The sequence below is a fragment of the Xanthomonas sp. NCPPB 2586 genome (assembly GCF_041475775.2).
GTDB classification, from domain to species: domain Bacteria; phylum Pseudomonadota; class Gammaproteobacteria; order Xanthomonadales; family Xanthomonadaceae; genus Xanthomonas; species Xanthomonas campestris.
Map to the genome: position 1 here is coordinate 2,147,944 of NZ_CM192981.1, position 23,856 is coordinate 2,171,799.

At 66.2% G+C, this 23,856-nt stretch carries 11 protein-coding genes; 4 read left to right on the forward strand and 7 right to left on the reverse strand.

Going from position 1 to position 23,856, the window contains the following annotated elements; all coding sequences use genetic code 11:
* Positions 1-510 precede the first annotated feature (510 nt).
* Positions 511-3,783 (forward strand): hypothetical protein, encoded by a 3,273-nt coding sequence (locus ACCQ09_RS09195; RefSeq protein ID WP_323370233.1) that lies wholly within the window; start codon positions 511-513, stop codon positions 3,781-3,783.
* Between the two features lie 40 nt (positions 3,784-3,823).
* On the forward strand, positions 3,824-4,474 hold the full coding sequence (locus tag ACCQ09_RS09200) for a hypothetical protein (RefSeq protein WP_040942294.1): 651 nt from the start codon (positions 3,824-3,826) through the stop codon (positions 4,472-4,474).
* 239 nt (positions 4,475-4,713) lie between these two features.
* On the opposite strand, the gene ACCQ09_RS09205 is transcribed toward ACCQ09_RS09200, so the two are convergent.
* From ACCQ09_RS09205 to ptsP, 4 genes are all read right to left on the reverse strand, one after another.
* Complete coding sequence (locus tag ACCQ09_RS09205; protein ID WP_012438081.1) at positions 4,714-5,991, reverse strand: carbohydrate porin; 1,278 nt, start codon at positions 5,989-5,991, stop codon at positions 4,714-4,716.
* 171 nt (positions 5,992-6,162) lie between these two features.
* Entirely contained in the window at positions 6,163-7,902 is a 1,740-nt protein-coding gene (locus ACCQ09_RS09210; RefSeq protein ID WP_040941155.1) for a PTS fructose transporter subunit IIC, read from the reverse strand.
* Between the two features lie 153 nt (positions 7,903-8,055).
* Positions 8,056-9,012, reverse strand: a complete 957-nt coding sequence (pfkB, locus tag ACCQ09_RS09215; protein ID WP_040941156.1) for a 1-phosphofructokinase — start codon at positions 9,010-9,012, stop codon at positions 8,056-8,058.
* Positions 9,009-11,525 carry a phosphoenolpyruvate--protein phosphotransferase gene (ptsP, locus tag ACCQ09_RS09220; protein WP_040941157.1) on the reverse strand — a complete coding sequence of 839 codons (2,517 nt, stop codon included), beginning with the start codon at positions 11,523-11,525 and terminating at the stop codon, positions 9,009-9,011. The genes pfkB and ptsP overlap by 4 nt, the downstream gene beginning before the upstream one ends.
* Positions 11,526-11,687: 162 nt before the next feature.
* On the opposite strand from ptsP, the gene ACCQ09_RS09225 reads away from it, so the two are divergent.
* The gene (locus ACCQ09_RS09225) at positions 11,688-12,683 is read left to right on the forward strand and encodes a LacI family DNA-binding transcriptional regulator (RefSeq protein WP_040941158.1); all 996 of its coding nucleotides are present in this window, start codon (positions 11,688-11,690) and stop codon (positions 12,681-12,683) included.
* Positions 12,684-13,272: 589 nt separating this feature from the next.
* Here ACCQ09_RS09225 and ACCQ09_RS09230 read toward each other — a convergent pair.
* The 3 genes from ACCQ09_RS09230 to ACCQ09_RS09240 are packed head-to-tail and all read right to left on the reverse strand — an operon-like array spanning position 13,273 to position 18,440.
* Entirely contained in the window at positions 13,273-16,443 is a 3,171-nt protein-coding gene (locus tag ACCQ09_RS09230) for a multidrug efflux RND transporter permease subunit (RefSeq protein WP_040941159.1), read from the reverse strand.
* A 12-nt stretch (positions 16,444-16,455) separates the two neighbouring features.
* On the reverse strand, positions 16,456-17,766 hold the full coding sequence (locus tag ACCQ09_RS09235; RefSeq protein ID WP_042597754.1) for an efflux RND transporter periplasmic adaptor subunit: 1,311 nt from the start codon (positions 17,764-17,766) through the stop codon (positions 16,456-16,458).
* A gap of 14 nt (positions 17,767-17,780) precedes the next feature.
* Entirely contained in the window at positions 17,781-18,440 is a 660-nt protein-coding gene (locus ACCQ09_RS09240; protein WP_040941160.1) for a TetR/AcrR family transcriptional regulator, read from the reverse strand.
* Between the two features lie 289 nt (positions 18,441-18,729).
* On the opposite strand from ACCQ09_RS09240, the gene ACCQ09_RS09245 reads away from it, so the two are divergent.
* Complete coding sequence (locus ACCQ09_RS09245) at positions 18,730-23,739, forward strand: NAD-glutamate dehydrogenase (protein WP_040941161.1); 5,010 nt, start codon at positions 18,730-18,732, stop codon at positions 23,737-23,739.
* Positions 23,740-23,856: the final 117 nt, after the last annotated feature.

Sequence of the window (23,856 nt, forward strand, 5' to 3'; positions counted from 1 at the left end):
CGAAGCACTGACTACATTGACGCACGGAGCGGCGACCCAGAAGCCCTGGGTCGGATTGCAGCACGCGTAGAGACCCTCCGCGACACGGTTCGTGTGGGTCTCATTAATGGCGATTTGCACACCAATGCGCCACTTGGCCTTCGCGCCGACGATATTCGCCCAAGCGTCCAGAATTTCTTTCGCAACGAAGTCGGTTATGGAAAGGCCCATGTTGCGCAACTTCGGAGCTTGAAGGGCTACGCGCCAAGAGATCATGGCTGGGCTGCCGTCACCCACACCGAAGGCCGTGTAGTGGGCACACTCCAATATATCCAGAGCGTCCCCAATCCTCTGACCCGCGGTGGTGCGGTCGAACTCCAGCGGCATGGTCTGTCTCAGGCTATTTCAAACGCTTACCACGGCGGGCGCTTGACCATATCGCCGGGGGGTGTTGCTGTCGTCGAGAACACCCTGGGCGAGGAAGCCGCCAGACCTCTGCGAGTTCCTCGCGGTCAGAGCGGTGCGGCGTCCATGGAAGTGTTGCTCGGCAATGCATCGGCCAGCACCTTGGTGCGTTCGGGCGGCTTGCTGGCCACCGGCGCAGACGCAGTGCTGACTGCCCGCAGTTCCGCCGAGTTGCTGGAACAGGGCAATGCCACGGCCGCGCAATCGGAAGTTCAGCATGCCATTGCCCGCAATGCGGGCGGGTGGGCCGGTGGTGCCTCCACGGCAGCAGCGCTGGGCGGAACTGGCTTCGTGCCCGCGGCGTTGGTGGTCGGCGACGCGCTGTTGATGAGCAAGGCGTTCGACAAAGGCGCCGATTTGCTGGACAACCGCGCCATCTACCACCAAACCGACAAGGCGGGCGTGGAGTGGCAGTTCAACGGTCGCAACTGGCAGCGCGAAGCCGCCATTGACCTCGCCCAGGACGGCCGGCGCACGAGCGGCGAGCAGCCCGTGGTGGCCAGCTACGAAAAATCCCAGGAATTGGGCGCGCTGGCCAACGCAAGGGCGGTGGAACTGGCACTGGGCAAGGCGCCGCCGCCCCAGGACCCCTTCAACCTCCCAGCACGGGCCAGCGACCAAGTTGGACTAGACAACCAGAACTGGCACCGCAATCCGGAAAGCCAGGCGTGGGAACGACAGGTCAAAATCGCTGTGTCGGGTGCTGCCGACCGAGGCAGCTACGAACACCAAACCGCTTCCCGGGACCGCGCGCAACAGCTCAACCAAGAAGCCCTTGGCCGCATCGAAAGCAACATCGCCACGGGGCGCGAAGCCATCGCCTTCGCCTACTTGGAAAACCATGCCGCGCAGCGGGCTCAGGCGCATGGAGTGGAAGTGCCGGCAGCCGTGGAAAGCGCACTGGCCAAGCACGACCACGTGCAGGGACACGACGGCCAGGTCTACCAGCGGAACGAGTCCGGACAGTGGGCCGGCAAGGACGGGGTGGCCACTGGCAATCTGGCGGTCGAACTGGAGCTGACGGATCAGGTGCGCCAGCCGTCGTTGGAGCGTGCCCGGGAAGCCTTGGCGTCGATCCAGGCGCTTCCCGCGCCCACGGCTGCGCAGATAGAGCACAACGAACTGCTGCACCGTTACCGGGCCGCAGGCGTCGATTTGAACGTCAACCCGCAGACCCAGCAGGCAGTGGAGCTGGCCGCGCAGCGGACTAGGGACGCCAATGGCATCGCTGGGCCGACCATGCAGCAGCTACAACGCAATGAGTCGGGGCAATACGGGTATGACAGCCCCATCGCGCACCTTCAGCGCGGCAGCGATGGGGTGACTCGCGTTGTGGCCGTCACCAGCAGCGAAGACATCCGGCAGGCGTTGAGCGAGACGCAAGGCAATCAACCACAGTCGCCAAGCCTAGGACGCGTGTCTGAGGGAACGGCAGAGGCGGACACCTCGACCTCCGAGTCGTCCAATCCGCAGCAGGTGCTGGATATCCAGGCGCGCATGCAAGCCTCTGTCGCTGCGCAGGCACGGCAAGAACGCGAACAGCAAGATCGCCTCGCGCAAGAGCAACACACAGCGCAGGTGCGCGAGCACATCCAGCAGGCACAGCCTGAGCACGAAGACAGGTCACAAAGCGAGCAAGCGCTCCAGGTGCACACAGCGCTGGAAGGTCAACGCCAAGCGGAGCAGCAACGTGAGTTAGAAGAACGCCAAGTGCAGGAGCTCCAAGCACAGACCAGCCAGCAACGCGAGCTGCAGGAGCGTGAGGGTAGGGAAGTACAGCAACGACAGGCGCAGGAACGCCAAGCCGAGGACAACCAGCAGCGGGAGCAGCGAGACCGCCAGGCTCAGGAAACCCGGCAAGTTGAGGTCCAGGAAGCTCAGGCTCAGCAAACACATGATCAGCAGCAACACACTCAAGGACTCGATCAGCAGCAGGCCCAGCGTCAGGAGTCCTCGCCGCAACCGGACACTCAACCGCACGCTCAGGATGCCGCGCTGACTCAGCACACGTCGCGTCCTCAGTTACAGCAGGAGGGCGCGCGCCAACAGCCAGAGGCACAGAACCAGCAGGCACGCGAACACCTCGCTCCTGACGTGCGCGATCAGCTGAAGCAAACGCCCGGTCCAGGCGATGCGCAGCCGCGTCAAGCGCAAGAAGCGGAGCACGCGCTGAAAATGCCCGCAGTGGAGAGTCGCGACATAGCGCGCCCTCAGATGCCTGCAACTGAGCTGGAAAATTACAACCGACTTTCGCAAAGCGCGGGGGGCGATGTGGTGCCGCCAGCACTGCATTACCAGGTGAAAACGCAGCAAGGAGAGATGGAGCAAGCGTCGGTCCGTCAGCAATACGTGGCTCGTGAGCAGGAAGCAAAGCCAGTTCGCGTCATGGCCCAAACTAAGCCTGCGACAGCAGAAGCATTGATTGCATCGCAGGCCAAGGCGCTTACCACTCCTGAGGAGCAAGAAACCAAGGCAGAGCAGCCCCGTCCTTCAGACGCGCTGCATGCCTATCAGGAGGCGGCTTTGCTGCCCGCAGCACACTTCGCGCAGGCACGCGAGCAGTCCTTGGAAGCCAGTGCAGAGAATCACTTGCCTGTCGGGTCGGCGGAAGCGGAAGGCCTGCGCACCCAATCGACTCCGGCGCAGGACCGCAGCGTCGCAGACCCGGGCGGTGCCCTATTCCTGGAAGAGGCCATGCGCTCGCTACGCCAGCTGCAACAGGAAATTGAGCTGGCAGATCGGCAAGACGAACGCTTCCACCAGGAATGGAAGGAGCATCGCGAGCGCGGAGAACCCTATCCCTTCGTTCGCGACGAGATCCAAAGCGTGGACGGCGCAAGCCTCGACGAGTTCCCGCAGCGCGAGCAAGCGCGTCGCTCGCCCAGTGAAGCTGCTGAGCAAACCGATACCTTTCCACATCTAACTCAGCGCTCTAACGGTCCAGGGGTAGGGGATGGGCCAGATGATTCTTTGCAAACCGAGCGGAAATCCATCACCGGCGACCCGGATGTGGACGAGGTGCTCTACGCGCTCGACAGCAAGAACGAGTTGGCGATTGAGCAGGCGCTAAATCGTGTGGCCAACAGCGCAGCCACGCAGGCGTTGCTGAAAAAAGGCAATGATTTCCTGGAAGCGCAGGCCCAGCAGGAGGCGCAGGAGCAGGTCGCCACACACCAGGCGCTTGGGATGGATGTCTCAGCGGAAATCAACACCAGCCGCGGGCCGGTGATGGTGATGACCTTGTCCGAGTTTGCAAAGGGGCCAATGCAGAGCGGTCCCCAAGGGGACGGCGGCGGAGGTGGAGGAGGCGGTGGTGGTGGTGGAGGGGGCGGCGGTTAGTCAGAATCTCTTCCGTGACCAGCCGAGTTTAGGAGACCTCATGGACAGGCAAGACGCCGCCGCAATGGCGGAACTGATGGCGACGTTGAACGCATCCAATGCGTCGTTGCAAGAGACCATCACGGTGCTGACGACGCTGATGGCATCCATGCAGCAGCGCGAACAACGGTTGCGCGATGTGGTCGCCGAGCAGCTCCAAGTGCTCCAGAACGCGGTGGGCAGCGCCGACTCCAAAGTCAATCGGGTGCTCGAGAACGCACTGCCGCGGCTCACTCAGCTGACCAATCAAGCGTTGACGCAGACGCTGGAACCGGCAGCCAAGCGATTCAACAAAGAAATGACCACTGCGGATGAGACATTGCAGCAAGCCACTCGACGTTACGCACAGGCCCAGCAGTCCTTGGAAACAAAGATCACGCGACGCATGGGCCTTGCATCCGCCACGATGCTCGTGGCCGGCGTGTTGGGCCTGGGCGCGGTGGTCTATTCGGTTGGCATCATCAACGAAAAGCGAACCGAACTCGCAAAGCTTCGAGCTTCCATCGACTACCTGGATCGCGTTTCGCGTGCCGACCTAGCTCCCTGTGGCGAAGGCCGGCTCTGTGCCACCTTGGAGAAGAATGGGCCGCGTTACGGCAACCAAAGGCAATACAGAGCGATCAATCTGCGTGCGACATCAGATTCGCAATGATGCGACGTCGTCATTACAGCGACTGCCTAGCGCGCGACAGCGGCGGCTGAAAAAGCCACATCGCGTGCGGTCGCGCGCCTACGCGGTTCATCAAACTCGTCGGCCATATCCGGCAAATGCCCAGGCCAACCGAGTCGACGTAATGCGTTGCACTGCAGTCAGATGCAACGCACCCGCCACTCACTTCAAGCAGTGGTACCCGCCAAGCATGCGCGCAACGCGCGCAGCTTCTCGACGGGTCACAGATTCCAATCGATCCGCATGCCCGCGATCAATGCGTTCTTCAGATCGTTGCTGCGGGTCGGCTCGTTGAACTGGTCCGGGTTGATTACGTAGTGCAGGTTCGGCGCGATGCGCAGGCGCTTGGTGACCTGGATGCCGTAGCTCAGCTCCATCATGATCTGGTTGTCGGCCGGGGTGCCGGTGCCGCCGGCGGAGGCGCGGGCCAGGCGCAAGTTTTCGATGGCTTCGTCGCTGTACTTCTGCTGGGTGATCACAAAGGCGATGTTGTCCTGCGGGCGGCTGGCGAAGGTGCCTTTCTGCACCAGGCCGAGCTGCACGAAGTGATCCTCGATGGCCTGGCCACTGGTGCTCTTGAGAATGGCGGCGAAGACGGTCAGGCCCTGGGTGCCGGACGGGTTCGGGTTGGTGACCTGTTGTTCGAAGCGGCCAAACAAGCCGGAGCGGCCCTGCTTGTTTTCATAGCCCAGGCCGCTGAGCACGGCCGGGTTGCCGTTGCGGTCGCGTAGCGGGTCGGTGTAGTCGGAGTTGTCCTGCCAGCCGCCGAGTTCGTACATCGCCGCCAAGGTGCCGTCGCCGCCCTTGTTCTTGTAGCCAATGGCGTAGGGCACCACCACGCCGGTGGTGTCGTCGGTGCTCCACTTCAGGCCGTGCTGGCCGTCCTGGGCCTGCACCGGGTTCACTTCGTAGGCTCCTACATGCACGTAGACCTTGGGCGTGACCCAGGCGGTGGCGTGCGCGGCCCAGCTGGAGACCGGCCAGTAGGTGAAGTTGCTGGTGCGAAACACGAAGGTGGGGTTGCCGCAGGCCGAGTTGCCCTGGAAGTACTGGCACAGGTCCGAGCCAAGGAAGTGGATGTTGGCCACGCTGCGGCCGGCTTCCAGTTCCAGGCGGTCGTCGAACAGTTTCTGCACCAGGGTCAGGTTGGCCAGGCGGGTGCCCTGGCCGCCGTAGATTTCCTGCACCGAGGTGCTGTTGCCGATGCTGCTGTTGGACAGGTTGGTGCCGTGACGGTTGGTGACGTAGGCCTTGACGGTGGCGCCGTGCCAGCCGAACAGGCTGTTCAGATCGACGTCGGTGCCGACCATCAACTGGCCGGCGTAGGCGTCGCCGCCCTTGCGGCCGCCGTCGATCATCGAGGCGGCTTCGCCGGTGTAGCCGAGCTTGAGTTTGAAGGCGTCGGCGGCGTCCTGCGCGTGGGCGAGCGGGGCCAGCGCAAGGGCCAGCGACAGGCACAGCAGGCGGGGATGGGCGCGGCGGGAGGGCAGGGCGGTCATGGCAGGACTCCGAACAAAGAGGGCGTGGCCGAGATGGCGGACGCGACAGCACGCGGGTGGGCAAGCCGTTGGCGGCGCACATCGGTACGCGGCGCAGCGGTGATCGATCAGGGGTGACGCGCGTCCGGCACGTCGGGTGCGGCGGCACGCGGCCGCCGCAGGGTGCCGGCGTCAGGCGATGACGTCGGCCACCGGCTTTTTGAGCAGGCGCAGGGCCACGGCGGTGACCACCACGCCGGCCAGCAAGGCCAGCACATACATCGCCAGGTGGGTCACGGCGTTGGGGATCAGCAACACGAAGATGCCGCCATGCGGCGCCTTCAGTTCGGCGCCAACCGACATCGAGATCGCACCGGCCACGGCCGAGCCGATCACCAGGGCGGGAATGGTGCGCAGCGGGTCACGTGCGGCGTACGGAATCGCCCCTTCGGTGACGAACGCCAGCCCGAGCACGCCGGCGGCGGTGGCCGAGCCACGCTCTTCGAGGGTGAAGCGGTTGCGGAACACCCAGGTGGCCAGCGCGATGCCCAGCGGCGGGGTCATGCCGGCGACCATGGCCGCGGCCATCGGGGTATAGACCTGGCTGGCGATCAGACCGGTGGAAAACGCGTAGGCGGCCTTGTTGACCGGCCCGCCCATGTCGAAGGCCATCATGCCGCCAAGCAGCAGGCCCAGCAGCAGCGCACTGCTGCCCTGCATGCCGCGCAGCCAGGCGGTGAGCCAGGCCAGCAGGTCGGCCACTGGTTGGCCGAACACGTACATCATCGCCAGGCCGACCAGCAGCGTGCCCAACACTGGCAGGATCAATACCGGCTTGAGCCCTTCCAGGTTGCGCGGCAGCTTGATGTAGCGGTTGAGCGCGGCCACGCCGTAGCCAGCGATGAAGCCGGCGATGATGCCGCCGAGGAAGCCCGCGTTGAGGTTGGCGGCGACCAGCCCGCCGATCATGCCGGGCGCAATGCCGGGGCGGTCGGCGATGGAGTAGGCGATGTAGCCGGCCAGCGCGGGCACCATCAGGGTGAAGCCGGCTTTGGCGCCGATCTGGAACAGCGACCAGGCCAGCGTGCCCTGGTGCGCATCGTCGCCGGCATAGATGCCGCCGAGCGCGAACGCCAGCGCGATCAACAGGCCGCCGGCAGTGACGAAGGGCAGCATGAACGACACGCCGGTCATCAGATGCTTGTAGGCGCCGGTGCGGCCGTTGCCCGTGTTTTCGGCTTTGGCGGCGCCTGCGACCGGAGCCGCGCCGCCGTGCACGCCGGCTTCGGCCAGCGCTTTCTGGATCAAGGCGGGGCCATCGTTGATCGCCGGCTTGGTGCCGCTCTTGAACAGGCGCTTGCCACCGAAACGGGCCAGGTCCACTTCGCGGTCGGCAGCGATGATGACCACGTCGGCGTCGCGGATCTCTTCGTCGGTCAGCGCATCCTGCGCGCCCACCGAGCCCTGGGTTTCTACCCGCATCTGGTAGCCGAGTTTCTTGGCGGCCTGCTGCAGGCCTTCGGCGGCCATGAAGGTGTGCGCGATGCCGGTGGGGCAGGAGGTGATCGCCACGATGCGCTTGCTGGCATTGGAAGACGCACCGCCCGCGTTGGGTGTGGCGCCAACGCTTGCTGGTGTGGCGAGCTGGTTGACCGCAGCGGCCGGGTCGTCCAGCACCGCGCCCAGGCTCAGGCGCAGCAGCGGCGCGTCACCGAAGCGGGCGGTGTCCGCGTCAGCATCGCCGATTATCAGCACCTGGGCCGCGCCACGGGTCAGCTCGGCGGGCAGGGCACCCAGCACGCCCTGGTCGCTGCGGATTTCGATCGTCACGCTGCGGCCGGCGGCGGTGGCCGCACGTCGCAGCGCTTCGGCGGCCAGGACGGCCTCGGTACTGCGTTCGCCGGCGGCGATGACCACGATGGAAGAGGACATGGCAAAACTCCTGCTATATTGCGGTCGCCGGCGCAGCCGGCGGGGGGGATTCGAAGGGCTAGGCGCGCGGCTGCCAGATAGCAGCGCAGCAAGGCGGTACGGCCGGCGATGACGCGCACAGCGCAGCGCGCTGTGGCCGGTGGACGGCTGCGCTCACGGCATTGCCTCGATGACGACGGCGGCGGCAGCGCGGCGCACGCCTTCGGGCGTAATCCGGCGCGCGTCGCCGCTTTCCAGCCGGCACATCGAAAACGCCGTGGCCAACCGCGCGCACTGTTCCAGCGCGGTGGCGTCGTCCAGCAACGCGGCAGCCAGGCCGGCCACCATGGCATCGCCGGCGCCCACGCTGCTGCCTTGCGCCAGCCGTGGCGGGCGCGCAATGAGCTGTTGGTCGCGCTGCACGAATAGCGCGCCTTCGGTGCCCATGGAAATCACCACCAGCTGGATGCCGCGGGCGATCAGCGCATGCGCGGCGGCGGTGAGTGCGGCGCGGTCGCCGAGCGGGTGGCCGGTCCAGGCTTCCAGCTCGTGGCGGTTCGGCTTCACTGCATACGGCATTGCGGCGGGAGCGGCAGCGAGTGCGGCCACCAGCGGCGCACCGCTGGTGTCGAGCAGGACGCGTGCGCCCGCCGCGCCGGCCTGCGCCTGCAACTGCGCCCAGCTGTCCTCGGGCAGGCCGGCCGGCAGGCTGCCGGAGAGCACCACCGGCAAGCCGGCGCGCAGCAGCGGGGCCAGATGGTCGGCCACGCCTTGCAGATGCGCCTGGCCCAGCTGCAGGCCGGGCAGATTGATGTCGGTGGTCTCGTTGACCTGCGCTTCGACCAGCTTGAGGTTGGTGCGGGTATCGCCGGCCACGCGGTGGCAGTGATCGGTAATGCCGCGCTCGCGGAACAGCGCTTCGAACACCCCTGCGTTACCGACGCCAAGCACGCCGAGCGCGGCGACCTGGCTGCCCCAGTCGGCCAGACAGGCGGCCACGTTGATGCCCTTGCCGCCGGCATCGTTGCGCACGCTGCTGGCGCGGTGCACGGCGCCAGGTTGCAGGCGATCGAGCTGGATGGTCTGGTCGATCGCCGGATTCAGCGTGACGGTGATGGCCTGCAGGCTCATGCCTGGCCCTCGCGCTGTGCTTCAAGCGCACGCACCTGCTCGGCGGTTTCGCAGTGCAGCGCCTGCTCGGCCAGCTGCTGCAACGCGCTCAGCGCCGTGCCACGCAAACGTGCCTTGACTGCGGGAATGTCGTTGGGCGTCATCGACAGTTCCTGCACGCCCAGCCCGGCCAGCAGGCTGGCGCCGAACGGGTCGCCGGCCAGGCCGCCGCACACCCCGACCCAGCGGTCGTGCTTGCGCGCGCCTTCAATCGTGCTGCGGATCATGCGCAGCACCGCCGGATGCAGGCTGTCGGCTTCGGCGGCCAGTTCCGGGTTCTGGCGGTCGATTGCCAGCACGTATTGGGTGAGGTCGTTGGTGCCGATCGAGAAGAAATCTGCGTGCCGCGCCAGCACATCGGCCTGTGCGGCGGCGGCGGGCACTTCGATCATGATGCCGATCGGCAGCTCCGGTGCGTCGAGTTCGGCGCGGATGCGTGCGCAGATCTCGCGCAGGCTGATCAGCTCCGGCACCGAGGTGATCATCGGGAACATGATCGACAGCCGTGCGCCGTCCTTGGCCGCGCGATACAGCGCCCGCAGCTGTGGCTCGAGCAGGTCGGGGCGGCGCAGCAGCAGGCGCGCGCCACGCACGCCCAGGAACGGGTTTTCTTCGTGCGGCAGCTCCAGGTGCGCCACCTGCTTGTCGCCGCCGATGTCCAGCGCACGCACGATCAGCGGGCGGCCATTCAGGGCCTGTGCCATTGCCAGGTAGGTGTGGTACTGCTCGTCCTCGGTGGGCGTGCTGCCGCGCTCCAGGAACAGGAACTCTGTGCGCATCAGGCCCACGCCTTCGGCGCCCTGGGTCAAGGCCATGGCCACCTGCTCGGGCAGGTTGACGTTGGCGCCGATGTCGATGTGGTGGCCGTCGGTGGTTTCGGCGGGCAGGGCGCGCTGGGCGGCTTCGCGCTCGCGGATGGCCTGCTGCTCGGCGATATGCGTGCGGGCGGCGTCCAGATCCAGTTCGGAGGGGTTGATGTAGAGCCGCCCGCTGCTGCCATCGATGATGGCGGTGACGCCGTCTTCGATATCCAGCAACTGGCCGCCAGCGGCCACCAGCGCCGGCAGGCCGAGCGTGCGCGACAGGATCGCGGTGTGTGAGGTCGGCCCGCCCTGGGCGGTGGCCAGACCAAGCACGCGGTCGGTGTCCAGGTTGGCGGTGTCCGACGGCGACAGGTCGCCGGCGAGCAGGATGCAGGGCTGCTCGGGCAGGTCGGTGAGGCCGGCGCCGGCCGCTGCCGGGTCGAGTTGGGCCAGCACACGGCGGCCCACGTCGCGCAGGTCAGCGGCGCGGCCGGCCAGCACCGGGTTGCCCAGCGCCGCGAGGCCGGAGGCGATCTGTTCCACCGCCTGGTGCCACGACCACGCCACACCGTGGCCTTCGACCATCAGCTGGCAGGTGCGGGTGATCAGGTCGGTGTCGTTGAGCAGCTCGGCCTGGGCCTTGAAGATCGCCGCGTCCGAGGCGCCCAGGCGGCGCTGGGTGTCGTCCTGGATGGCGGCCAGCTGCTGGCGGGTGCGGGTGAGGGCGTCATGCAGCAGCACGCCGCCGTCGCCCAGGCCGATCGGCTGGTCGGCCACCTCGGTCTGCGCGGCACGCAGGCGGTGCACGACGCCGATCGCCACGCCCGGGCTGGCGCCGATGCCGACGATGGCCGGCTGCGCCTGCGGCGGGGTCCAGCCGATGACCGGTGCGGCGCGGCGTTGCGCGGCACGTTCGGCATCGGCCTTTTCCTGCGCGGTCAGGCTGTCCATCACCGCGCGCAGGCGTTTGAGCAGGGCGGGAGCATCGCTACCTTCGGCCGAGACGGTAATGCTGTCGCCGGCGCGCAGGCCCAGTTGCAGCAGGCCGACCAGGCTCTTGGCATCGGCGGCCTGGTCGCCGGCGCGGACCTGGGCGCGGGCCGAAAAGCCGCGCGCGGTCTCCGCCCAGCGGGTGGCCGGACGCGCATGCAGGCCGTTGGGGTAGGCGATGGTCCATTCGAACCGTTCGGCCAGGTCGGTGGCCGGGGCGGCGCTGGTGTCGGGTGCGCGGTCGCCGGTCAGCGCGGCTACGATCACGGCCGGGTCGTCGGTGGTGAACAGCGCTTCCAGCTGGGCCGGATCCTGGATCAGGCGGGTCAGCCGGCGCAGCAGGGTGATGTGGGTGTCGGACTGGGCGGCGATGCCCACCACCAGGCGGGTGGTCTGGCCGGGATTCCATTCCACGCCCTCGGGCAGCTGCAACACCGCGATGCCGTCGCGGCGCACCAGGTGCCGGTCTTCGCCCACGCCGTGCGGGATCGCCAGGCCGTGGCCCAGGAAGGTATTCGCCAGGCCCTCGCGGCGCCGCATGCTGGCGTCGTAGCCCGGCGCCACGCAACCGGCTGCCACCAGCAGCTGGGCGGCCTGGGCAATGGCGTCGTCCTTGTCGCGGGCGGTGGCGCGCAGGCGCACCAGGTCGGGGGTGACGGGGGCAATCGACGGAGAGGACAAGGCGGGCTCCGGGGGTGGGGGACGGCTGGGAAGTATAGTGGGAACGTTCCCACGGTCCAGGTCAATGTGCGGTGCACAAAAACCCTGTAGTGCTTTCGGGTTAGGATCGTAAGCGCAGGGCGCCTGGGTCCAGGTGCGCAATATGGAGCGGGAACGGTCCCAGTGAGTATCAGCATCAATGACGTGGCCCGCGTGGCCGGGGTGTCCAAGTCCACGGTGTCGCGCGCCTTGGGCACCGGCCCGGTGAGCGAGGAAGTGCGCGCCAAGGTGGAGGCTGCGGTGCGCAAGACCGGCTATCGCCCCAACCTGATGGCGCGGCGATTGCGATCCCAGCACTCCGGCATCCTCGGGGTGATCGTGGCCGACATCCGCAACCCGTACTTCACTGCGCTGATCCGTGCCGTGGAAGAGGTCGCTTACAAGGCCGGTATGCGCGTGACCCTGTGCAATACCGATGAAGATCCCGAGCGCGAGGCGCTGTACCTGGAGCTGATGCAGGAAGAACGCATCACCGGGCTGATCTTCGCGCCCACCCGGGTCACGGTGGGGCGCATGCACGAGCCGGTACTGGATTACCCCACCGTGCTGGTGGACCGCGCCGGCCCCGGCAGCCGCTACGACAGCGTGGTGCTGGACAACGCCGCGGCCATGGCCGAACTGGTGGCGCATCTGCAGGCGCAGGGCTACCGCCGCATCGGCGGGTTGTTCGGCAGCACCAGCACCACCGCGGCCGAACGCCGCGACGGCTACCTGGCAGCCATGCATGCCCAGGGCCTGGCACCGGACTACCGCGAGGTGGCGCCCACCGCCGAGGCCGCGATTGCCGAACTGGAGCACTGGCTGGCCGCCGCCGACCGCCCCGAGGCCATCGTCACCAGTAACAGCCTGCTGTTGATGGGCGCATTGAAGGCCGCCCGTACCGCCGGCCTGCGGCTGCCGCAGGACCTGGCGCTGGCGGGATTCGATAACGAGCGCTGGACCGATCTGGTCGAACCCGGCATCACAGTGGTCGAACAGCCGGTGGAGGACATGGGCCGCGCGGCGATGTCGCTGCTGCTCGAACGCCTGGCCAGCCCGCAGCTGCCGATTCGCCGCATGGTGATGACCGGCCGCTGCGTGGTGCGTGGCTCCACCGGCGCCCGCAGGATGGCTATCTGACCGTCCCGAAGTAGCGCCCAGCGCCGGCCAAAAATCCTGGCTCGTCGCGCGTGCGGTGCCCTCACCGCTCGCGGGACACGCCGTGAACCCGTCCCTGGGGGCTCGGTGGCGGCATCCATGCCGCCACACGGTCCCGCAAGCGGCGAGGGCACCGCACCAGGACGTTGGTCGGTAGCCGGATAAAAAGCTGGTCGCCTCGCACGTTGCGTAGGCTTGCTGGCATGGTTCGCAGAACACGATAGCTGGCCAATTAGAAGCACGTCATGCCCTGCAGCAAAGCTGCAGATCAGCCGCTCTACACCTGATTTATCCGCACTCTCCAGTCACGTCCAGACAACCAAAACTCCCTACAGGGACGTACTTGCAGCGTGTCCCGCGATGGTAGGCGGGCAAGGACCCTGCACCGAAGCCGCAGATCAGCTGCTCTACAACTGATCTCTCCGCACTGTCGAATCACTTCGATACGCTGAGGCGGTAGAGCTCCATCGCGCCCAAGGACGCTCCTGCGGAGTATCCCGTTCGTCGCTGCAGCACACAAAAAAAAGCCCCGGCATTGCCGGGGCTTTTTGGTTTACAGCGAACGCCTGACTCAACGATCCGGGCGATGCGTGCCGCTGTCGTTCTGCACGGCCAGGTATTCCTTGGACGGCTCGTCGAGCTTGTCGCCGAGCATGCGGCGCACCACCACGAAGAACAGCGGGATGAAGATCACGCCGAGCACGGTGGCGAACACCATGCCGCCGATCACGCCGGTACCGATGGAGTGACGCGAGTTGGCGCCGGCGCCGGTGGAAATGGCCAGCGGCAACACACCCAGGATGAACGCGAACGAGGTCATCAGGATCGGGCGGAAGCGCAGATGCGCCGCTTCCAGCGTTGCCTCGCGCAGCGTCTTGCCGGCCGCGCGCTGCTCGACTGCGAACTCCACGATCAGGATCGCGTTCTTCGCCGCCAGGCCGATCACCGTGATCATGCCGATCTTGAAGTACAGATCGTTCGGCAGGCCACGCAGCATCGAGAAGGTGATCGCACCCAGCACGCCGATCGGCACCACCAACAGCACGGCCACCGGAATCGACCAGCTTTCGTACAGCGCCGCCAGGCAGAGGAACACCACCACCACCGACAACGCGAGCAGCAGCGTGGCGGCGTTACCGGCGATGATTTCCTGGTACGACATACCGCTCCAGTCGAAGCCGAAGCCCGGCGGCAGATCGTTGTTGACGATCTCCTCCATCGCCTGCATCGCCTGGCCGGAGCTGCCGCCCGGGGCCGGGTTACCGACGATGTTCACCGCCGAATAGCCGTTGTAGCGGTTCAACGCCGGCGAGGCGTAGGTCCACTCGGCCTTGACCACGTTGCTCAGCGGGATCATCCCCGGCTGACTATCTGCACCCGTCGCCGTGCTGCTGGGGGTGAAGAAGTTACGCAGCGACTCGGGGCCGGTGCGGAATTGGTCGTCGGCACGGATGTTGACGCGCTTGATGCGGCCTTCGGAGAAGTAGTCGTTGACGTACACCGGGGCCAGCATCAGCTGGATCGAACTGTAGATGTCGCTGACTTCCAGGCCCATCGACTGCGCCTGCACGCGGTCCACATGCAACTGCAGCTGCGGCGAGTTTTCCAGGCCGTTCGGGCGCACGCCCACCACGGTGTCCTGCTTCTGCGCCGCCTTGCCGAGCACGATGTTGCGGGCCTGGGTCAGCGCCTCCTGGCCTGCACCGGAACGGTCCTGCAGCCACATGTCGAAGCCGCCGAACTGGCCAAGACCCTGCACGGTGGGCAGGTTGACCACGAAGATCTGCGCGCCCTTGATGCCGTAGAAGGCACCGTTGAGTTGCTGGATCAACTGCTCGGCGGTGACGTCACGCTCTTCCCACGGCTTGAGCCGGATGAAGCCCATGCCGACGTTTTCGCCCGAACCCAGGAAGCTGAAGCCGGCAATCTGCAGCATGCCTTCCACGGCCGGCTGCTTCTCCAGCACCGCACGCATCTGCGCGAAGGCCTCGTTGGTGCGGATCTTGGTGGCACCCGGCGGCAGCTGCACGATGGCCACGGCAAAGCCCTGGTCTTCTTCCGGCAGGAAGCTGCCCGGCATGCGCGTGAACAGGAAGCCGCACAGCACCACCAGCACCACGAACACCACCATCCAGGCCGGCGAACGCTTGAGCGTGTTGCCGACGACACCGACATAGCGATGCGCCAGCTTGTCGTAGTACTTGTCGAAGGTGCGGTAGATCCAGTTCTTCTTGTCCGAATGGGTGGACTTCAGGAACGCCGCGCACAGGGCCGGGGTGAAGCTCAGCGCCAGGAACGCGGAGAACGCCATCGCCATCGCGATGGTCAATGCGAACTGCTTGTAGATCGCGCCCGAGGCGCCCGGCTGCATGGCCGAGGGAATGAACACCGCCGCCAGTACCACGGTGATGGCCACCACCGCGCCGGTGATCTGGGTCATCGCCTTCTGGGTGGCCGCCTTCGGCTCCAGGTGCTCCTCGCTCATGATGCGTTCGACGTTCTCGATCACCACGATCGCGTCGTCCACCACGATGCCGATCGCCAGCACCATCGCAAACAGCGTCAGCTGGTTAATGGTGAAGCCGATCACGTACATGCCGAAGAACGTGCCCAGCAGCGCCACCGGGATCACCAGGGTCGGGATGACCGTGGCGCGGAAGTTCTGCAGGAACAGCAGCATCACCAGGAACACCAGCACGATGGCTTCCACCAGCGTGTGCACGACTTCTTCGATGGAGATACGCACGAAGGTGGTGGACTCGTACGGTGCGAACCAGGTCACGCCCTGCGGGAAGGTGGGCTGCAGCTCGTCGAGCTTGGCACCGACCGCCTCGGAGACGTTCAGCGCATTGGCGCCCGGCAGCAACTGGATACCAAAGGCACCGGTCGGCTTGCCGTTGTACTGGGTGTCGAAGCCGTAGTTGCTTGGGCCCACCGTGACGCGTGCAACGTCTTTCAGACGCACCGTGGCACCGTTGTTATCGGTGCGCAGGATGATGTTTTCGAACTCCTGCGGCGAGCTGAAGCGGCCTTCGGCCGAGACGGTCGCGGTGAAACTGATGCCCTGCGGGGTGGGGTCGGCACCGACCGAACCGGCCGCGAATTGCACGTTCTGGTTACGCACTGCGGTCAGCACCTGGGTGGCCGACAGGTTGTAGCCCTGCAGCTTCTCCGGGTTCAACCAGATGTTCATGGCGTACTCGGCGCCGAACTGGTTGGTGCTGCCCACGCCGGGCACACGCGAGATCTGTTCGAGCACGCGCGAACCGACGATGTCGTTGAGCGCATCGCGGTCGATCGACGGGTTGTCCGAGCGCAGCGCGGCCACCATCAGGAAGCCGGCGTTGGCCTTGGCCACCACCACACCCTGTTGGGTCACTTCCGAAGGCAAGCGCGGCGTGGCCAGCGACACCTTGTTCTGCACCTGCACCTGCGCGATATCCGCGTCGGTGCCGGTTTCGAAGGTCAGCGTGATGGTCACGCGGCCGTTGGAGGCCGACGAGGAGTTGAAGTACAGCAGGTGGTCGATAGCGGTGAGCTGCTGTTCGATGACCTGCGTCACCGCCTTTTCGGCGGTATCGGCGCTGGCACCGGGGAAGTTGGCGGTGACGGTGACCTGCGGCGGGGCGATCGTGGGGTACGACTCGATACCCAGATTCAGGATCGAGATCACGCCCGCGAGCGAGATCAGGATCGCCACCACCCAGGCAAAGACCGGGTGTTCGATAAAAAACTTAGGCATGGCGGGGTTCCGTCACTGCTGCTTGGACTGGGAATCGGACGGCTGGGCCGCGTCATCGGACTTGGGCTGTTCGCCAGCCGCCGGAGCGGCAGCGTCGGCCTTGCCGGCGCCCGCCGGTGCGCCCTGGCCGTTGCCGGCCTGACCCGCGGCGGGGGCGGCACCCGGCGCACCGGGCTGGCCGCCCTGCGCGGGCTTGTTCGGATCCCACGGCACGCCCTTGGCGGGCTGGCCTTCCTTCGCCTTCTGCACGCCGTCGACGATGACCTGATCGCCCTGCGCGACGCCGGCGGTGACGATCCACTGGCCCTTCTGCTGGCCATCCACGGTGAGGTTCTTGCGGACCACCTTGCCGTCCTTGCCCAGCACCAGCGCGTAGGCGCCGGTGGCATCGCGCTGCAGCGCCTGCTGCGGCACCAGATAGGCGTTGTTGCGCTGGCCCAGGCTGGCCTTGAAGGTCACGAACGCGCCTGGCAGCAGCGCCATTTCCGGGTTTGGCAGGGTGGCGCGCAGCGACACCGCACCGGTGCTCGGGTCCACCGTCACCGCGGACACGTCCAGCGTGCCGGGGTGCGGGTACTGCGTGCCGTTGCCCAGTTCCACGTTGATGGTGGACTTGCCGTCGCCGCTGAGCTGGACGTTGCCGCTGCTCTGCGCCTGACGCAGTGCCGCCAGTTCTTCGCTGCTCATGGCGAAGTTCACGTACAGCGGGTCGATCTGGTCGACCGTGGTCAGCAAGGTGGCTTCACCCGACCCGACCAGCGCGCCTTCGGTGACGCGCTGAATGCCGGCGCGGCCGGTGATCGGCGAGGTCACGCTGGCGAAGCTGAGCTGGATGCGTGCGGACTCGACCACACCGCGCGCCTGCTGCACGCTGGCGCCGGACGAGCGCTCAGTGGCTTCGGCGGTGTCGATGTCGGCGCGCGAGACGTACTGCTGCGGCGCCAGGCTGCGCGCGCGCTGCGCGGCGATCTTGGCGTTGGCATAGGTTGCCTCGGCGGCAGCCAGCTGGCCCTGTGCCTGCAGCAGCGTTGCGCGCAGCGGCATCGGGTCGATCTCGAACAGCGGCTGGCCTTCCTTGACGTCGGTGCCTTCGGTGTACAGGCGCTTGAGCAGCACCCCGTCCACACGGGCACGCACGTCGGCCGAGCGGAACGCCGAGAGGCGACCGACCAGGTCACGTTCCAGCGGCAGCGTCTGCGGTTTCATTTCCAGCACCGACACTTCCGGCGGCGGCGGAGCCTGCTGTTGTTCGGGCTTGCTGCAGGCAGCGAGCGCCACGGTGATGGCACAGGCCAGGCCGAAGGTGCGGAGCGGGGCAATCATGAGGAGGAACTCCGTTAGGGTCTTGAAGTGAGAAAGGAACGCGCGGGCGTCCGGGGCGGCGTGACCACCGCGGCGAACGCACGCATAAACGTGTCGACAGCGAACTGTGCCCACTGCTGCCTGGCGGGCAGGCCGGCGCGGTGTGGCACTTGAAAGCGCTGACGGTCGAAATCCAGGCCAACAATCATGCTGAGCAGCAGCTCGGCCATGAAGTGCGGATCGTCATGCCGCAGCTGACCGGCGTCGATCGCTTGTGCAAACCGCGACGCAAGTCGTTCCTGCATGCCAACCACGCCTTCATGGAAGATCTGCTGCGACTGGCCGGGGAACCGGTGCGATTCCGCCTCCACCAGACGGCACGTCTGTAGCACATCCGGGCGATTGAGCCGGTCAAGATGGGCCAATGCGAAGGCCAGCAGGTCTTCATGCAGGTCGCCGGTGGCAGTCCCGAGCGGCACCGTGGCCAGCTGTACGTGTTCCTGCAGCACGTCGCGCAGCAGGTTTTCCTTGCAGCCGTAGTGGCTGTAGAGGGTCTGCTTGGAACAGCCCGCGCGCTCGGCCACCGCCGTCATGCTCACCCGCATGCCACGCTCGGCCAGCAGCGCGTGCACGGCAGCGTGGATACGGCGGTCGCAGTCCGAACGCCGGGCAGCACGGGGGGAACGAGGGGTCATGGCGGTAGACTATACCGTCCAGTTTAGTTTTTAAACAGCCTTGACGGCGCCCGTCTGGTCTGCGCAACTTCTCTGCGACCCAGGTCCGCAAGCCTTGCGCCGTCTGGCGCGCGGGCAACCGAGGCCCTCAAGAGGCGGTTGGGCGACGCTTCACTCCTGTAATGCGCCGCCGCCGGCGTTGCTTCAGTTTGCAAAAGCCGTGACCTGCCTGCGTTTGCGCTATGCAGCAAGGCGTCGTCATCGTGCATCGGTACAATTCAGGTTTTCCACCGAGCATCCCAGCTCTCTCATGAAAGCCAAGAAAGCCGCTTCGAACTCGTCCACGACGTCAGCCAAGCCGGTCGCCGAACGTGCCGTCCCCGGGGTCGCCACTGCTCCGCAGGAGATCACCCTCGAGCCGGTGTTTGCCGCATTGCGCAAGCGCTACCCGGCCGCGCGTCAGTCGGAAGTGCAACTGTTCGCCGCCGATTTCTACCGCCGCATGGAAGAAGACGAGTTTCTCAACCACCCGCCGGAACAGTGGGCGGCGCTGGCGGCAGACATGCTGGAGTTTGCGCGCACGCGCAAGGCCGGCACGGTCAATGTGCGGGTGTTCAACCCGACCCTGAAGAGCCACGGCTACGAGTCGCCGCACACGCTGCTGCAGATCGTCAACGACGACATGCCGTTTCTGGTGGACTCGGTGAGCATGACGTTGTCCGAACTGGGGATCGGTGTGCACGTGCTTGGCCACCCGGTGCTGCGCATTGCGCGCGACAAGGGCGGCAAGCTCACCGCAGTGGGCGAGGGCAAGAGCGAATCGCTGATGGTGTTGGAGATCGACCGCCAGCCGGCCGACGAAATGCCCAAGGTGGAGGCGGCCATCCGCAAGGTGCTGGCCGAAGTGCGCGCGATCGTGCATGACTGGGCGGCAATGCGCGAAAAGATGGTGATGCTGGCCGACGACCTGGCCACGCGTCGCTTGCCGATGGACGACATCAGCCGCCACGAAGCGCAGGAATTCCTGCGCTGGGCGGCCTCGGACCACTTCACCTTCTTCGGCTACCGCGAATACCGTGTGGAGAAGCAGGACGGCCAGGAGATGCTGGCGCCGGTGGAAGAAAGCGGCCTGGGCCTGATGCGCGGGCATGACATTTCGCCGGCACGGCCGGTGACCTCATTGGCCGCGCATGGCCTGAACACCTCGGCCAAGCTCAAGGATGCGCTGATCCTGACCAAGACCAATGCACGCTCGCGCGTGCATCGGGTGGGCTACATGGATTACATCGGCATCCTGGAATTCGATGCCAAGGGCCGCATCGTCGGCGAGCAGCGGTTCCTGGGTCTGTTCACTTCCAGCGCGTACAACCGCCGCCCGTGGGAAATCCCGCTGGTGCGCCAGCGCTACGAATACGTGATGAGCAAGTCCGGGCTGACCCCGAGCAGCCATAGCGGCAAGGCGTTGCGCCACATCCTGGAAAAGCTGCCGCGCGAGGAGCTGTTCCAGTCCAACCAGGACGAGCTGTATCGCACCGCGATCGGCATCCTGGGGCTGCAGGAGCGCGTGCGCAGCCGCATGTTCCTGCGTCGCGACAAGTACAGCCGGTTTATTTCCGCGCTGGTGTACATCCCGCGTGAGCGCTTCAACACCGATGTGCGTCTGCGCATCGAAGCGCTGCTGAAAGATGCGCTGCATGGCGAGTACATTGATTCCAGCGTGGTGCTGGGCGAATCGCCGTTGGCGCAGTTGCACTTGATCGTGCGTGCCAAGAGTGGCGAGGCGCTGGAGTTCGACACCACCGCGCTGGAAGCCCGCCTGGCGCACGTGCTGCGCAACTGGCACGACGCTCTGCGCGAGGCCTTGGTTGCCCGTCATGGCGAAGCGCATGGCCTGCGCATGGCCGCCAATTTCGGGCGCGCGCTGCCGGCCGGTTACATAGAGGATTCGTCGATCGAATCGGCGGTCGCCGACGTCGAACACCTGGCCGCGCTGGATGGCCCTAACGATCTGCATCTGAGCCTGCAGGAAGTGCGCCGCGATAGCGCGGTGCGCCTGGATACCGGCGACGGCCTGCGCCTGAAGCTGTACCGCCAGCTCGACGACATCCCGTTGTCCGACGCGATGCCGATGATGGAAAACATGGGCCTGCGGGTGATCTCCGAGCGCCCGTACCGCTTGCAGGTCAGCGACACGCCGGTCTACATCCAGGACTTCGAGGTTGAATCCACTGCCGGGCACATCGACGCCAACAGCGCCGATGCGGCGTTTGGCGAGGCGTTCGAGCGCATCTGGAATGGCGATGCGGAAAACGACGGCTTCAACCGGCTGATCCTGGCCGCCGGCCTGCATTGGCGCCAGGTCGCGTTGCTGCGCGGCTACTGCAAATACCTGCTGCAGACGGCCACGCCGTTTTCGCAGGCGTATGTCGAGGCCACCTTTACCCGTTACCCGCTGCTGGCCCGCCTGCTGGTGGAATTGTTCGAAGCACGCTTCGACCCGTCCACCGGCGGTGAAACCAAGGCGCAGATCCTTGCCGGGCAAGAGCGTCTGCGCGAGCAGCTGTCGGTGCTGGCCGACGGCGACGAGGCCACGCTGAAGGCACTGGAACCGGTGCTGCAGGCGCGCGGCAGCGACCGCGCCGCGCAGCAGGAAGCCACCCGCGCCGCCTTGCTCAAGCTGATGGACCGAGTCTCCAGCCTGGACGAAGACCGCATCCTGCGCAGCTTCATCGACGTGATCGACGCAACGCTGCGCACCAACTATTACCAGACCAGCAAGGACGGCAAGCACGGCCACTGCATCAGCTTCAAGCTGGACTCGTCGCTGGTGCCGGACCTGCCCAAGCCGCGCCCGTACCGCGAGATCTTCGTGTACGGCCCGCGCGTGGAAGGCGTGCACCTGCGCTTTGGCGCGGTGGCGCGTGGCGGCCTGCGTTGGTCGGACCGCCGCGAGGATTTCCGTACCGAGGTGCTGGGCCTGGTCAAGGCGCAGATGGTCAAGAACACCGTCATCGTGCCGGTCGGCGCCAAGGGCGGTTTCTACGTCAAGCGCTCGCCGGTGGGCGGCGATCGCGATGCGATCCAGGCCGAAGGCATCGCCTGCTACAAACTGTTTATCCAGAGCCTGCTGGACATTACCGACAACATTGTCGGCGGCAAGATCGTGCCGCCGACGCAGGTGGTGCGTCATGACCAGGACGACCCGTACCTGGTGGTGGCGGCCGACAAGGGCACGGCGACTTTCTCCGACATCGCCAATGGCCTTGCGCTGGACCACGGCTTCTGGATGGGTGATGCATTCGCCTCCGGTGGCTCGGTCGGTTACGACCACAAGGGCATGGGCATCACCGCGCGCGGTGCGTGGGAGTCGGTCAAGCGCCACTTCCGTGCACTGGGACGCGATTGCCAGAGCCAGGATTTCAGCGTGGTCGGCATCGGTGACATGTCCGGCGACGTGTTCGGCAACGGCATGCTGTTGTCGCGCCACATCCGCCTGCTGGCGGCGTTCGATCACCGGCATATTTTTCTGGACCCGAACCCGGATGCGGCGGTGTCCTTCGCCGAACGTGAGCGGCTGTTCGCGTTGCCGCGTTCCAGCTGGGCCGATTACGACGCCAAGCTGATCAGCGCCGGTGGCGGCATCTACCCGCGCACGCTCAAGTCGATCGAACTCAGCGCACCGGTGCGCGAGGCGCTGGGGCTGGACGCCAGCGTCAAGCAGCTGTCGCCGAATGAGCTGATGAACGCCATCCTCAAGGCGCCGGTGGACCTGTTCTGGAACGGCGGCATCGGCACCTACGTCAAGGCGTCCAGCGAGTCGCACGGCGACGTCGGCGACCGCGCCAACAACGGCCTGCGCGTCAATGGTGGCGAGCTGCGCTGCAAGGTGGTGGGCGAGGGCGGTAATTTGGGCTTGACCCAGCTTGGCCGCATCGAGGCCGCGCAGACCGGCGTGTTGCTCAACACCGACTTCATCGACAACTCGGCCGGCGTGGACACCTCCGATCACGAGGTGAACATCAAGATCCTGCTCAACGATGTGGTTCAGGCCAAGAAGCTCACCTACGACGCGCGCAACAAGCTGCTGGCGTCGATGACCAACGAAGTGGCCGACCTGGTGCTGTGGGACAACTACCGCCAGAACCAGGCCATCAGCCTGATGGAGCGGATGAGCGTCAAACGCCTGGGTTCCAAGCAGCATTTCATTCGCACGCTGGAGCTGCAGGGCCTGCTGGATCGGCAGATCGAATACCTGCCTTCCGACGCCGAGCTGTCTGCCCGCAAGGCACGCGGGCAGGGCATGACCCGGCCGGAGCTGTCGGTGCTGCTGTCGTACTCCAAGCTGGTGGCGTTCCAGCAATTGCTGGAATCGGATATCCCCGAGGACCCGTACCTGTCCAAGGAGCTGCAGCGGTATTTCCCGCAGCCGCTGCAGAAGAAGTACGCCGATGCGATGGAGCGCCACCGCCTCAAGCGCGAGATCATCGCCACCGCGGTGACCAACACCACCATCAATCGCATGGGCGCCACCTTCCTGATGCGCATGCAGGAAGACACCGGCCGCAGCATTGCCGAGGTGGCCAAGGCCTACACCATCAGCCGCGAAACGCTGGATGCGCGCGCGCTGTGGACGCAGATCGACGCGCTGGACGGCAAGGTGCCTGAATCGGTACAGATCGACGCGCTGGAAGTGATCTGGCGCTTGCAGCGCTCGTTCGTGCGCTGGTTGTTGTCGCGCCCGGGCCAGATGCCGGGGATCACTGCGGCGGTGGAGCGCTACCACGGCCCGTTCAACGACATCCGCGTGGCCTCCGGCGTGCTGCCGGATTCGCAGCGCCCGGTGTACGAAGCCAGCGTGCAGGAATGGCAGGAGAAGGGGCTTACGCCCGAGCTGGCGCAACAGCTGTGCGAGTTGCGTTACCTGGAACCGGCCTTCGACATCATCGAACTGGCGCGCACGCGCAAGCTCAAGCCGGTGGAAGTCTCCAAGGTGCATTTCCGTCTTGGCGAAGCGCTGCGTCTGCCGTGGCTGTTCGAGCAGATCGACGCGCTGGAGGTCAACGGCCGTTGGCACGCGGTGGCACGTGGCGTGCTGCGTGACGAGCTGGCCGCGCACCAGCGCACGCTGGCCGGTCAGGTGTTGTCGATGCCCGGCGCCAGTGCCGAGGACAAGGTGGCCAACTGGCTGGCACGCGATGACTCCAGCCTGCGTTTCACCCTGGCGATGCTGAGCGATGTGGCCGAGCAGAAGACGCTCGACTACCCGACCGTGTCGGTGGCCGTGCAGCGGTTGGGGCAGTTGGCTGCGCACGGCGTGTAATCGCAGGTGTGGCATGACGGCGGAGTTGCGGCTTCGCCGTCGTGCGTTTGGTGAGCGGTAGCGTTGCGGGTGATGGCCGGGTGCTTTCGGCCTTTCAGGCGTGCCGGTGTCCTGCGT

Bases quoted from the DNA above. Each gene is read 5' to 3' on its own strand.
- ACCQ09_RS09245 (WP_040941161.1), top strand. From the start codon at position 18,730: ATGAAAGCCAAGAAAGCCGCTTCGAACTCGTCCACGACGTCAGCCAAG.
- pfkB (WP_040941156.1), bottom strand. From the start codon at position 9,012: ATGAGCCTGCAGGCCATCACCGTCACGCTGAATCCGGCGATCGACCAG.
- ACCQ09_RS09195 (WP_323370233.1), top strand. From the start codon at position 511: ATGGAAGTGTTGCTCGGCAATGCATCGGCCAGCACCTTGGTGCGTTCG.
- ACCQ09_RS09230 (WP_040941159.1), bottom strand. From the start codon at position 16,443: ATGCCTAAGTTTTTTATCGAACACCCGGTCTTTGCCTGGGTGGTGGCG.
- ACCQ09_RS09200 (WP_040942294.1), top strand. From the start codon at position 3,824: ATGGACAGGCAAGACGCCGCCGCAATGGCGGAACTGATGGCGACGTTG.
- ACCQ09_RS09235 (WP_042597754.1), bottom strand. From the start codon at position 17,766: ATGATTGCCCCGCTCCGCACCTTCGGCCTGGCCTGTGCCATCACCGTG.
- ACCQ09_RS09210 (WP_040941155.1), bottom strand. From the start codon at position 7,902: ATGTCCTCTTCCATCGTGGTCATCGCCGCCGGCGAACGCAGTACCGAG.
- ACCQ09_RS09240 (WP_040941160.1), bottom strand. From the start codon at position 18,440: ATGACCCCTCGTTCCCCCCGTGCTGCCCGGCGTTCGGACTGCGACCGC.
- ACCQ09_RS09205 (WP_012438081.1), bottom strand. From the start codon at position 5,991: ATGACCGCCCTGCCCTCCCGCCGCGCCCATCCCCGCCTGCTGTGCCTG.